This window comes from Shewanella sp. SM87, assembly GCF_025653705.1.
Classification (GTDB): domain Bacteria; phylum Pseudomonadota; class Gammaproteobacteria; order Enterobacterales; family Shewanellaceae; genus Shewanella; species Shewanella oncorhynchi.
This window is the reverse complement of the sequence record NZ_JAKKSC010000042.1, coordinates 1-13,447: the sequence shown is the minus strand read 5'-3', so window position 1 is coordinate 13,447 and position 13,447 is coordinate 1. Positions and strand designations below refer to the sequence as shown.

General features: G+C 38.4%; 11 protein-coding genes and 1 pseudogene. 10 read left to right on the top strand and 2 right to left on the bottom strand.

Annotated features, from left to right (window positions below; translation table 11 throughout):
• Positions 1-105 precede the first annotated feature (105 nt).
• From L5M11_RS21495 to L5M11_RS21475, 6 genes and pseudogenes are all read left to right on the top strand, one after another.
• Positions 106-1,407, top strand: coding sequence for a tyrosine-type recombinase/integrase (locus tag L5M11_RS21495; protein WP_263193203.1), 1,302 nt, complete (start codon positions 106-108; stop codon positions 1,405-1,407).
• An 11-nt stretch (positions 1,408-1,418) separates the two neighbouring features.
• Positions 1,419-2,957 carry a site-specific integrase gene (locus L5M11_RS21490; protein WP_263193202.1) on the top strand — a complete coding sequence of 513 codons (1,539 nt, stop codon included), beginning with the start codon at positions 1,419-1,421 and terminating at the stop codon, positions 2,955-2,957.
• On the top strand, positions 2,950-5,190 hold the full coding sequence (locus tag L5M11_RS21485) for an integrase (RefSeq protein WP_263193201.1): 2,241 nt from the start codon (positions 2,950-2,952) through the stop codon (positions 5,188-5,190). The genes L5M11_RS21490 and L5M11_RS21485 overlap by 8 nt, the downstream gene beginning before the upstream one ends.
• Positions 5,183-5,590: a hypothetical protein gene (locus L5M11_RS21480; RefSeq protein WP_263193199.1), complete on the top strand. Its 408-nt coding sequence runs from the start codon at positions 5,183-5,185 to the stop codon at positions 5,588-5,590. Before L5M11_RS21485 ends, L5M11_RS21480 begins: the two co-directional genes overlap by 8 nt.
• Positions 5,591-5,651: 61 nt before the next feature.
• A pseudogene (locus L5M11_RS24045) lies at positions 5,652-5,953 on the top strand (endonuclease I); the annotation flags it as partial.
• 29 nt (positions 5,954-5,982) lie between these two features.
• Complete coding sequence (locus tag L5M11_RS21475; protein WP_263193198.1) at positions 5,983-6,744, top strand: hypothetical protein; 762 nt, start codon at positions 5,983-5,985, stop codon at positions 6,742-6,744.
• A 236-nt stretch (positions 6,745-6,980) separates the two neighbouring features.
• On the opposite strand, the gene L5M11_RS21470 is transcribed toward L5M11_RS21475, so the two are convergent.
• Positions 6,981-8,945 carry a hypothetical protein gene (locus L5M11_RS21470; RefSeq protein ID WP_263193197.1) on the bottom strand — a complete coding sequence of 655 codons (1,965 nt, stop codon included), beginning with the start codon at positions 8,943-8,945 and terminating at the stop codon, positions 6,981-6,983.
• A 32-nt stretch (positions 8,946-8,977) separates the two neighbouring features.
• Complete coding sequence (locus L5M11_RS21465) at positions 8,978-9,589, bottom strand: recombinase family protein (protein ID WP_263193196.1); 612 nt, start codon at positions 9,587-9,589, stop codon at positions 8,978-8,980.
• Positions 9,590-10,191: 602 nt separating this feature from the next.
• On the opposite strand from L5M11_RS21465, the gene L5M11_RS21460 reads away from it, so the two are divergent.
• From L5M11_RS21460 to tnpA, 4 genes are all read left to right on the top strand, one after another.
• Positions 10,192-10,890, top strand: a complete 699-nt coding sequence (locus L5M11_RS21460; protein WP_263193195.1) for a hypothetical protein — start codon at positions 10,192-10,194, stop codon at positions 10,888-10,890.
• 111 nt (positions 10,891-11,001) lie between these two features.
• Positions 11,002-12,336 carry a hypothetical protein gene (locus tag L5M11_RS21455; RefSeq protein ID WP_263193194.1) on the top strand — a complete coding sequence of 445 codons (1,335 nt, stop codon included), beginning with the start codon at positions 11,002-11,004 and terminating at the stop codon, positions 12,334-12,336.
• A 353-nt stretch (positions 12,337-12,689) separates the two neighbouring features.
• Positions 12,690-13,217, top strand: coding sequence for a hypothetical protein (locus L5M11_RS21450; protein ID WP_263193193.1), 528 nt, complete (start codon positions 12,690-12,692; stop codon positions 13,215-13,217).
• 63 nt (positions 13,218-13,280) lie between these two features.
• Positions 13,281-13,447, top strand: a 167-nt coding sequence (tnpA, locus tag L5M11_RS24040; protein WP_411569098.1) for an IS66 family insertion sequence element accessory protein TnpA, incomplete at its 3' end; no start/stop codon positions are given.

Below are 13,447 nucleotides of genomic sequence, written 5' to 3'. Positions count from 1 at the left end.
GGGAAAAGTTTACAGTTAAGTTTATCAACTTCTGTAAACTTTTTTTGTATTCATTTTTTGGTTATGCTATACCTTGAGAAAGTGTAATGTTTTAGGGGGGTGTAATTGGAAATCCGAAGAATTAAATTTGGTACAGGTGAAAACTATTCAGTGCTGCTTGATGCTGATGGTTTGCCAATGCCATATCCAAACCTCTACTTAACAACTCATCACCGCAATAAGTCCGATGCTAGTAATACCTGCCATGCCGTTTTAGAACAAATTCGTTATCTCTATGAAATATTTGAATTCATGGAGATTGATATTATTCAGCGTTGCATGGAAGGTGATTTTCTAACAAAACCAGAATTAGAAACGTTAGTTAAATGGTCAATGCGGAAAGTTGAGTCATTTAGAGAGCATGTGGCTGTGTGCAAAGCTAAAAACATACGGCAATTAGCTCCTAATCGAAGAAAACTCGAGACTGCTCGATCTGTCATTCTAGTTAATGATCAGAATGATATTGCTCCCGAGACAAGCTACAATCGAATAACAACTTATGCTCGCTATATTGTTTGGCTTGAAATGTATTTCATGGCTGATAAAAATAGTTCAACAGAACAATGGTTACTTTCCAAACGCCCCAAAAGATTCAGTACAAACGATGAGTCAGAAGACGACTTCAAATCATTAGTCCGCTGGCAAGTCATAAGATTATTAGATGTGGTTCGCCCTGACACAACAGAAAATCCTTGGAAGAGTGAAGGGATCAGATACCGCAATCAACTGATGGTGAACTTGTTGGAAGCGACTGGATGTCGTAGAGGCGAATTAGCTAGAATGCGGGTTGATGATTTTTTGCGTAGTCCCAATAACGGGCGTTGGTATGTGAACATTCGTGCGAAAGAAGATCCTGATGATAAGCGGATGCTTCGCCCTGAAGCTAAAACAAAGGGGCGGAAATTTCCGCTCGATAAGCGAATGATTGACATGATACATAAGTATATAGAAGCTTATCGTAGCCAAGTTAATGGTGTTGAATATATTCCGTTTTTATTTGTCACGCATAATCATAAAATCTCTGCAAACTATGCAATCTCTCTCAGCGCTATTTCAAAAGTATTTAGTCAGATAACACAAGCCGTAAAATATCGTGTTCATCCTCATGCATTGCGACATTCTTGGAATGATCGATACAGTTTATACACAGATAAGCGCATTCAAGAAGGTAAGGTATCAGAAGAAAAATCAGAAACAGATCGTCAAAAATTGATGGGGTGGTCTGCAAACTCTAAAGAGGCGAAGCGTTATAGTCAACGACATAGGACACAACGTGCACTTGAATTCGGATTAGAGCTGCAAGAGAAAAATAGCCATGAAATTAATTTAGTGGTTGGTGCTTATGAAGATACAGATATTGACTTTTAAGGCGGTGTGCTTTGCCACAAGAATTTAATTTTGAAGATAGTAAATCAACGACTTCAATTTCCAGTAACGGTTTTGAATTTAACTACCTTAAAAGGCGCTGGAAACTAAACCGCAATGTCACTGTTAATGTTGGAGTTCTTGATGAATTTGATGATGAGCTTGCAGAAGATTTACGAGAAATTTTAATCTTTTATGCCGAAACATTAGCTGGAGGGACTGTAAGCTATTATATTAATGCATTAAAAAAATATTCAGAACTTTCAAATGCATCATCATTTACTGAACTAGGTTTACTATCTTTCAAAACTATCCTTGGTAAAAAAAATGAGCCAATAGTCTCATCGCTAAGATGTGTTCTTCGTCAAATGCGTTATCTGGGTCTTGACAGCAATATAGATGAATGTGTATTTGAATTGATGGATCAATGGAAGTTAACGGCTGGTGAGCGTGGTATTCCAGTCATGTCTTTAGATCCTCTTACTGGACCATTCAGCATGGCAGAGTTTGAGGCTATAGAATTTAATTCTGCTCATAGATATGCAGAAGGTAAAATAAGCACCGATGATTATGCAAAGATACTATTACTTAAAGCCACTGGTCGCCGTCCTGAACAAATTGCTACCTTAAAAATTAAAGACTTCTCCTATGCCCGTGTGATTTCAGGTCCACCTATTTATGTTGTTTCTATTCCCAGAATTAAGCAGAGTAATGGTGGTTTTCGGTCTACATTCAGAAAATTTGGCTTGGTGAATTCTTCCGCGCAAGTTATTGAACTGTACATTAAAAATGTTATTTCTCAAATAGAAAAAGCTTTAGGCAAAAGATTGTCCGTAGAAGAGAGAGATGAGCTACCGTTATTTTTTGGGGGGCAGACGATTCTTTTAATGAAAAACGCTAAGGATAAGCTATTAGATTTGTTGAAAACAGAAATTGTCCATATTCCAAGAGCTGAATTTAGTCGATTAGTCGTTTTAGCAACGAATAAGCTAGGAATTATATCCGAGCGAACCGGTCAGCTTCTTCATTGTAATCCTTATCGATTTCGCTACACCCTTGGTACCCGAGCTGCGATGGAAGGAGCAGGAGTGCTGACTATTGCAACGTTATTAGATCATTCAGATACACAGCATGTTGATGTTTATGTCGCTAATGTTCCTGAGTATGCTATTGAAATTTCTAAAATCATGAACCAACCCCTTGCACGGTATGCTTCAGCCTTTGCTGGTAAACTTGTGAAAGATGAGGGAGAGGCTAATAAGGTAATAACGGGAGCCCCACGTATACCTTTTCATGAGAAAGATTGTGACGTTGGAAGCTGTGGAACTCATAGTTATTGCCATGATTATGCGCCCGTAGCATGTTATATGTGCCCTAAGTTTATGCCATGGGCTAATGCTCCTCATCACCTAGTTTTGATATGGTTACTGGAAGAACGCAAAAGATTGCAAGAGTATAAGAAGATTGATGCGGCTATTATTTGTATTAATGACAGGGCAATAATCGCAGTGTCTCAGGTGATCAAACTTGTCGAGCAATATAATAATGTCTGAGAATATTATTATATTTAAATCGCATTCCGAGATTGATCATGAACAGAATGTTAACGATTTTATCACTTTTGCTCACAAACTCCCGTTGATAAACAATAAGTATGATTATGAAAGCAACTATTGGCCTAGAGTCGTGCACTTTACCCGGTTTGGTGTATCGAGTAAAAGTCGTAATTCAGCCGATTTATTACATGAATCTGTAATATCGTTCGCAAAAGCATATATTGCTTATGGCCCCTGGGAAAACGCTGCGATTCTAACCAAAATTTATGCCATGCGTGCGATAAATAATGCGTGTATCCCTCTCTATGGGCACGTTGATTTTACTCGACTGTCCGCAGGTGATTTAGATAAAGCAGTGCAGCATGCAAGGGAGTCGTTAGGACAAGGCGCTTTATATAATGCTGGTCGGGGACTCAAGTTACTTCTTGATTTTCTAATATCAAAGAAAATGATTAAGCCATTTGTGTGGAAAAATCCAGTAAAGAAAGCAGCTGAGATGAATTCCACATCTGCTGAGATTGAACTGGCACGTCAAAAAAAAATGCCAGATGAAAATGCATTAATGGGTATCGCTCAAATTAGTTCGGCTAAAGACCATGATTTATCAGCTAGAGATTTATTCACTACGTCCACAATGGTTTTGTTATTAAGTGCTCCATCTCGTGCTTCGGAGCTTTTCTATTTAAAAGCGGATTGTGTTCATACTGAGCGTATGACTGTCCGTAAAGCTTTGGCGCTGGGCTTTATTGAAGAAGATATTAAACCCATATTACCATTGAATTATGACGAGTCTATTCCTTACCTTGAGCAGAAAATTACACTCATGGGGATTAAATGGTTCGGCGGCAAGGGTTATGGTCACGAGAACAAATGGCTTCCTACAATTATGTATCCAGCGGATACGGTTGCTTTCGATCGTTTGAAAAGGCTATCTGCCGAAGCCCGTTCTTTCGCAAAATTACTGGAGGAGTCAGATGAATTTCCTCGGCATAGGTTATGTCCAGATGTTCCAGAAAATCAGCTATTAACGAGTATGGAAGTATGTTTGGCATTGGGTTTAGATTTACCTAAGTTGGGCGTATCTCATTATGATCACTACAGTATTCGCAATTTTATGCAGGCAAGATCGCTTTCAAGAAAACAGTACACATACACTCTGCGTGATCTCAATCTCGTGATACGGAATCGTTTGCCTGAAGATTTCCCCTATGTTTACTATAAAACTGGCATGGGTAAAGTCAAGGTGAAGTGGTCTGAGGCTCTATTTTGTGGATTTGCAAACTCACTGAATATACAGAGCCCAACCTGCCATACAGAGTTGTGTAGATCAACTATTGGCACTATAAATGAGGATTTAGCACCAACTAAAAAGGTCAGCAGAAAGACAAAGAAGAAACTCACGGGGACCCTTTCGTTATTTCAGCGTTGGGGCTTAGGTTCTCTCTGTATGACGTCTCATCAACTTCGTCATATGTTGGATACCATGGCAGCGGTCAACGGCATGGCGGGAGATTTAAGAGCAAAATGGGCGCAACGTTCTGATCCTAAACATAACCGATACTATGATCACACTACACCAGAAGAATACGGTCAGGATTTTATTGAAGATCGAGAAAATGAAATTGCTGAAACAAACTCAAAGTCATTAGTACAAGTCCAAATCGCAACTCCAAGGACAATCCAAGAGTTAAATACTAAGGCGGGCTTAACAACTCACTATACTGAATTCGGCATGTGCATTCACTCATACTTAAGTGAACCCTGTGTGAAATATCGAGACTGCATTAATTGTAATGAGCAGGTTTGTGTAAAAGGAGAAGATGATAAATGTGATCGGATTCGTCAGCGTCTTGCTCGAGAGATAAAAATGCTCGAAAAAGATAAAAAAAACTTTGAGTTACATGTTCCAGGAGCTGAAAGATGGTATTCAAAACGGATAATTACTGTTCAGCGATGTGAAGCACTCTTGAAATTAATGGAAGATCCCAATATCGAAGATGGTTCATTGATAAGGTTGCATATACCCGATGTGACATTGTTAGATAGGGCTATGGATATCAACATTAAAAAGCGGTTGCCAGAAATTATTAATTACAAACGTCTTGCAACAGTCAGTGTTGATGAGATGCTTGATAGAAATATATTGGCACTCGATTCAGATGACGAACTTTTTTCCAATTTAGACGACTTTGATGACTTTGATTATGATTTAGGGACAGAAAATGGCTAGGCACTTAACAGATAAAGATATCGCTGATGTTGTAGAAATTCTCGATGAATGGCCTGTTGACGCCAAGCTTTCGTGGGATCGTCTTGTTGAAGCAGTTGAGCATGACTTGAAATTCCAGACAACAAGGCAAACGCTTCAAAAGCAGGTGAGGATTAAATCTGCTTTTGGTGAAGTAAAAGCGATAGTATCTGGCAGAACAACGAATAAAGATAAAATATCTTTGCCTCCAAGCTTAAGAATTGCATCTGAGAGATTAGAGAAGAAAGATCGTGAAATTACCAGGTTGAAGCGCGAGAATCAGCAATTACTTGAGCAATTTCATGTTTGGTTATATAACGCGAGTAGAATGAATGTTCGGATTGAAGAACTTAATACGCCATTGCCTGAAAAATACCGATAATGGAAGCTACATAATGTTTCAAAAGTTAAATGTTACTAAAGTCGTTCTTTCGCTTGCCCTAATGTTCATTAATTCAACGGCATATGCCGCTGGAAATATATCGAATGACTCATTTAGTAAAGCAAAGAAAATGCTCGAGAGGGAGGTTTACCAAGACCATCGAGTGACTATCTACTGCGGTGCTAATTTTGATGCTAAAAAAACATACTAGCACCTGAAGGTTTTGTGACGACAACTCATTTAAAACGAGCTAAAAAGGTTGAATGGGAACACGTTGTTCCTGCAGAAAACTTTGGCCGTGCATTTAGTGAATGGCGTGATGGACAAGAATATTGTGTTGATAGCAAAAGTCAGTCATTCAAGACAGCCTAAAAGATGTTTGCTTTGTTGATGTGAATGGGCCTAAAGGTGGGTTACTAACAAGGGGTGATATAGCGATTGCTGAAGAAATAGAATGTGCGAAGGCTGACGCACTGGCGAATAAATTCATAGGCAAAACTGTAAGCATTGAGCTATCCAAACAACTTGCTCCTCTGATCGAGTGGGTCTCAAATAAACTGAATGAAATAAATAGAAAATATGCCACTAACAGAGACAAAAAAGGCTTAAAATCATTCAACACGGGTCTAATTTACTGTCTTGAATCAGAAGACAAAGTGAAGCATGAAAATAGTTTAGACTCCTATCAATTGAGCATCACTGTATTGGAGTTATGTCATTTACTATCTAAAAGATGCTGCCAATATCACGACATTGAACATGAAGGTTTAAATCGTGTTACTAGACTCGATTTTCATAGAGATTACAGAAATATCGGATTTGTAATTTTTATTGGTCGAGGTTTTCTTGCCAATCAATCATATATTTTCGTTAACAATCGCTTTTTGAAAGAGAGCCAAAATGTCCTTGCGCATCAATTAAAACTAATACCAAGCATTGACGGAAATAACTTTAGAACTAAGTCAACCGTGAAGTCTAGACTTTTTTTAGATTGTATGCTGCAAGAAATTAATGAGGAGAACCCTTATGTTTTCTCATATGGGAACATAAATTATAAAGGCAATAAGATGCCGGGAGCTGAGGGGGTTGAGCTAAAATCAGTGGATATTTCGGAGATTAATAATAAGTTTGAATTGGGTTTTAACGAGGGCTAAAAACCCAATAGACTGGTCATTCCAACTTATAATAGTCGTTTAGCTTTAAATCACGCCATTCAATCACTCTACACCAGAGTGATTCACTTTATCCTCTCAAACCCGTCCAGTGTCAGTTTGCGGCTATTTAGGGGCGTTTTCCCTTAATATGAATCAAATCTCTAAGAACTGATTCATACCTATACAAAATCCAGATATTGAAGTGCTATATTGCATCGGCATGTTATATCTAGAGCTTATCCAAGTATTTTCTGAACTAAGGTCTTGGTATTAACTTCCCCTGCAGGTACTTTTAGCCAATTTTGAGTATCTAAGATATAGCTGGGAATCGGTTTAGGTAGAGGTATAGCTTCCTTTGGAAGCCGCTCGAGCATGGTTTCAACCTTTGCTTCTAATTTAATATATCCCACGCTATTTGCGAAGCTGGCTAGCTTGGTCAGCATAGTTTCATGCATATTTAGGACAAACATACGTTTGTGCTTCTGGTTTATAATTTCAAAGAATTTCCTCGTTCCTGCTTGGCTATAATCCAAATCGACTTTATAAGAATAAACATCCTCCATTACAATACGTTGTCGGTATAATACAAGCATTCTGCTATAATCTCTCGCTACGGCAATAAGGTCGTCTTCTTCGGGAAGCGCTCTCTGAACGAACTGTGCAGGATCTAAGCGTGTAGGCATAAAGAATTGGAAGTCGATTCCTGAAAGAAACGACATGCTGTCAACCACCATTGCTTTTAGTGCTGGTTGAGGAAACAAGTTTTGTGCGATAGCTAATCGTTGTGCCTTTGATAAATGCTGCAAATAATTTTCTCCAAGATTTAAACTCATAAAATCGTAGAAATGTTCAGGCTTTAGTTCGATGTCTACTGCTGTAAAACCGCATATGGTCCACCCATTCTCATTATCTTCTTTTATGAATGGGTTTAGATTAAATTCGGTAAAAAGTGCAGAACGACATGGTGAATTTGACAGTGCTGCGAAGAACTCGCAGCGTGCGTTTTCATCTGGATGGCCTAAAACCGCTTCAACAAATTCACCAAGCACTCTCTTAAACATTAATGAACATAGTCCACCTGTGTGAATAATTGCCATTTTAATAAATCGTATCATGGCACTTACAGCACGTCTGGTTCCATGCTTAATATCACTATGAGTCAACACTTGAATACATTCAGCAACATTTTCGATTAATTGAGCCGCATTAAAAATTATGTCATTTTGGCAAATGTCATCGAAGAAATTACTATATAGTTCCTTTTGTATTCTGTATGGATCTTTGCTGCAGATGAAGTCATATAAATATTCTTCGATATGTTTTAACACATCTGGAGCCATCAAAGGTCCAATTGACTTCAATTCGACTTCGCGCATATGGCGCCAGTCGTCTATAGCTATTGCAACATTACGTCGTGATCTGTTTAAGATAAAGGCTGGAGTGATATCTACTAGTTTATCTAAGCTAGGGAAACCCTCTTGAAATAAGATCCCCCAGGCTTTGGTATATTTTTCGTGGTAGACTGTTGAGTCGGCAATATTAAAGTTGATCGAATGTAAATGTGAGTATGGCTTACCGTTATTCCCCGTTGCAGGCTGTTCCCAAGCCGGAAATGCTGATTGAATTTGGTTACCTCGGAGTTGTATACGTAGCTTCATTGTTTTGAGTGGATCATCCAAGATCGCGTATCCATAAAGAACTCCTTCTGGTTGTTCATTTGTCGGAGGTGTTGAGTCTTCTCGATCTAGGTTATCGAAAGCTTCAGCGATGACCTTGATAACTTCATCTTTTGAGTATCCTAAGGGGTATAGGGTTTTCCAGAGGTACCCTGACTTATAATGTACATCAGGCGGCATGGTGATCTTAGCTGCTTTGCCGATAAACATTATTCGGGGAATTTTTAGAGTAATAACACCGTTCTGAAGTTCACGAGCGTAAAACCAGTCATCGTGTCGATCTGAGTCGTATTCAAGTAAATGTACAACGACACTTGTATGTTGTTTGAGGAGTTCTTCCCAACCGTCCCAAGTGTGGAGTCCTCCAGATAAGGCGATATCGTTAGTGCGTACACCTGATACTGTTTTCGTCTGAATTTTTTTATCGCCGTTCAGAATGTGATTGAGAGCTGACTTGGTCAGTTCATACTCTCCATTCTTTCCGAAACGAATAGGATATATTTGGGGCATTGCGATTCTCTTCATTACGCTATCAATAGCGAACTAAAATTATTGGTTTAAATGTTGGTTAGTGATTTAACAGCTTTCGCAATGGTAGAACGACTGCATTTAAGCAGACTTTGCACTTGTGACCAGCTTTTCCCTTCATCGAGTAGTAACCGAATATTTTGCCTCAATCCATGGTTAGGCTGACGCCCAAGGTATTTGCCTAAGGTTTTGGCCTTTTCGATGCCTTGTGCTTGTCGCTTTCTTCTTGTCTCGTAATCATCTCTGGCCATTGCCGCGGCTAAATCAATCATGAACTCAGTCAGTACCTTTGCGATCATGGTATGTTCTTCAGTGCCATTTAAGATCCCATGTGTCATTGGCTGGTCAACGACAACAATATGAATATTGGCTTTTACCAACTTACTTTTTAAAATCTTCCATTGTTCGAAGGGGAGGCGAGACCACCTATCGACTTTTTCAATGAGTAAAACATCGCCAGGGTGAGAGTCCATGATTAAGCGCCCAAGTTCAGGTCGTTCAAATTTCGCCCCTGATTGCGTCTCGGTATAAAAACTGGCTATACGAATATTTTTACTTTCTGAAAACTGAACCAATTCATTTCTGGCTCGATTGGCATCTTGTTCATCTGTTGATGCGCGCAGGTAGGCCCGAATAAACATTTTGCCTCATTTGGTGCATTTAGGATATGGTTTACGATACTGGTGCGAGTAGGGTTTAAAATCAATATATAGCGAACCAATTGACAATGGAATGTGGCTAGTTTGCTTGGGGTATACCCTAAGTGAGCTAGTCTCATTATCATATTGAGCCAATGTAGACTTAATTAAGGGGAGGGCATATTTAGTTTGTATTATTTTGGCTTGGTAGGTGTTAGGCAGGTCATCCTAAGCCATTTCTTCCCCAATTTTAGTAATGCTACAGAGTTCTGACCTTATAAGTTATCCAACCGAAATTACGTTAGCCATTGAGAAAATGTGGTACGAGTATCAGCCTGAATGCGAGGCCAAAATGCTGTCAATCAAGGTAAAGAATCTGCCTGACGTGAGAATTAAATAATGATAAAGCTAACACAATATCAAGTGATTACCCTTCAAACTGCATAAAAACCGCTACCGCAATAAAGCAAATACCTATAGCATGAAGAATACCAATTAATCTGGATAAGGCATCGGCCAAGTCCAACAAGCGATTTATGCCCTGCAAACAGCGTAGTGCACAAATACTAAGACGTTAGCACTCTAGTGGAAGGTTTAAAGATTAGATGAATACAACTGATATGCTTACACATGGTTTTGCTTCCATTATTGGAGCTTTATTGCTGTATTTTACTGCTTATACAAAGGCGAAAGGCACGAATAAAGCATTAAAAGAGGATATTCAGTCTTTAGAAAGTGCTAAGCAAAAAATCATAACTAAACATGCAGCAGAACTTGAAAGTGTCAAGAAAGAGCATTTGCTAGATATTGAAAAACGGAAGTATAAATATGAAGATAAAAGAGCACAATTCACCAAATTTTTTAGTTTAATTGACGAGTTTAATGCCAAGTGTAACTCAGTGTTTATTGAAAGGTTCCCTCCAATGTTTCAGCGGTTACTTACAGGGCAATTATCGGAATGTGCGGAAACATCAACTCAAAGTATTTTGGACTTTAATGCTGAGATTATGCAATTGTTCAACGAGTTAAATAAAGAACAGATTAAAGTTACACATGAGTCTAGCAGTATAAGGTTAATCGCAACCCCTCAAATTGATGCTCTGTTGGACCAGCTTGCGCTAGATATAAAGTTATCCTATGACGATGCAGTAACCATGCTTAGATTCATGGGGACACCTGATCATTTTAGTGATAATTCAAATGTAACGCCATACCAAACTAGATTAACTGCAAGCGGATCTAAAGTGTTGATTAGTCGAGAAGCTTTAAAAGAGCAAATGAAGTTGGAGCTCAACGAAATATAGTGTGCTAACAAGGCCATGAATTACACTCGGCAGTTTTGGTATGGAGTTCAGTGCGCTTTGTTGGTTTTATGGGGCACACCTTATAGCTGGCTTATGTTTTAGGAGAAACTTTTGAGTAACTTAGCATTAGATACGTTGATTGAAGTTGGGTTACTGAATGCCCAGGGGGCAGTCTGTGATATATCCTCTTTACCTGATCATGAGGTATCCAAAAGAATATCTGTCTATATAAAGTCAAGAGTTTTTCAATTCCCCTTAGAATTAAATGGTTTTTCAGTATCAGGTAGGTTAAGTGGTTTATACAGTTCTACATCAGTTGCTCTAACTAACTCAAAAATTTTAGCCTCGGCTTTGATATATGAGTCGCAAATAATAGATGACCCATTGATGGTTAGAGGAGATATTCGATACAAAGACTTAATGAAGGGGCTTAACCTTTTTTCGTATTTTTTTAAATTAATTCGAGCTGATATTGTAAGAATTTATCCATTATTAGATCTCGTTCAGCCTAATGGAAATGAAATTCCAATTTTAGCTTCAGACGATGCTTTTAAATCGTCTATTTCTGAAAGAATCCATGACTATATTCATGATAATGCAGTCCAAAACTCTGTTGTTTCAAATGAGAGCGGCGGTATGTATGTACTATCCGAGCTTGCACATATTAATCGTCGAATGGCTTTAAATGTTAGCTTTAAAAATGATTATTGGCAAAATGGGGTAAGCCTTTATTTATTTCAGACAAGCGTTGCTGAATCCGATGATGATAATTCTGAATTTTTTAAATTAAATATGGTATGGGACCATAAGGGTACATTAAGCAAAGAAAAATTTGACTTTTGGTCTTATCAAACAATTAACCAAGCTATGCGAGCACGATTAATTGGAATATCCACTGAGTCAAGTATTTCTCAAAAGCTAGGCCATACTTATATAACTGAGTCACCATTCGAAGCTAGATTGTTAAATATGACAACTGAGACACCCCCTAACCAAGGAGGAGAGGCAAAGGGCTTTTTCGATGCTAATGGTAGTCTCTTGAATATTGATTGCCCCGAAACAATACTCACTCTTCGTACGAAAAACCCAAAACTATATCAACGCTTTAATGAAACTTTACTCGACCTATCGGGTGAGCTTTCTGGCTATGAAGGTAATGAATTCAATAGAAGAGCTAGGAGGTTGTTTTCTAGTGAGATTGAACCTCAAATTAAAGAGGTTAGTAATAGCCTAAGTGCTATGAAATCAGGTTTTACTAAAGGTTCATTGGTTAGTTTAGGTGGTTTGTCTGCATCAATTGTTAGTGGTGGCTCAGCTATACCATTTTTAGCAATGTTAGGACTCGGTGCAGCAAGTGGGTTTACTGAGTCTTTATCGGGATTATCTCAATATCAAAAGCTTAAAAAAACACCCGCTTTCATATGGCACCGTATGAAAAAAACATAGCAAGCCATTCAAGCTAGACTTTAACAGTTTGTCAGGCTCTTCGTCGCTTCACATTATGACCAACAATTAAAAGCTTCTTAATGGAGCGTTACACATAGAAATTTTAATTCGAAACTCACTCATTCGAGCTAAAAGTCTAACTCGGAAATGTCCAAAAGTGAGTTTTATAAAGTTTACTCTGACCCCACTAATTTTTTATTTGAGTGTAAGAGTCATTAAATTGCTTTACTTCAAAGACATATAAAATATAAGGTTATACTCATCAATAACTAAAACGGTCGGTTTTTCGGACGAGCCGTTCAATAAACTTTATAAAGCCCATTAATTTCGGCGCTTACTGAAAGAATGGATATATGAGCGATTATCAAGATTTATGTGAAATGTATGGGCGAAGTGCGAGCGATCCAGATTTTATCGATGATTTAATCGACGGGAATCCTCGTGGAGGTGATTTTCATGTAGAGGACTTTGACTGGTTTAAAGATAGTGAAGATAAAAATCACTATCAATTGCTCATGGATCAAATAAACAGCATAGATACAATATTAAACCTCCAAGTACCTGTAGATGCGAAATTTAGCTTTCTAGTAATGATTCATGCTCATGTTGTTTCCTCTGTGGAGGCCTATTTAGCTGGAGTTTTTATTCATGAAGTTTGCAACTCAGAAACATTAACTCGAAAACTTATTGAAACAAACCCAGAGCTTTCAAAAAGGCAATTTACACTTGGTGAATTATATCAAACTAAGGACAAGCTAAAGGCAACTGTTGCTACATACCTTAAAGATTTGATTTTTCACGATCTAAAAAAAATAAAACCAATGTATGAGTCAGTTTTAGGGCATCAATTTTCTGAGTTGTCATGTAAGCGTCCATTTTAGGACGTCCTATTCCCACTTAAGATCGCGCGATAAGCTGTGCACTCATCATTACAGGAGAGTGATATGGCAAAGCGAGCTTACCGCAACGCTGCACAATGGCAGCAATTAATCGACTTATGGCACACATCAGAGCTGAGCATCACTGAGTTTTGCCAAACCCATCAACTGAGCACCATGTCATTTTATAAATGGCGGCAACGTCTATCACCACAAACTGAGCAAGCTAATGT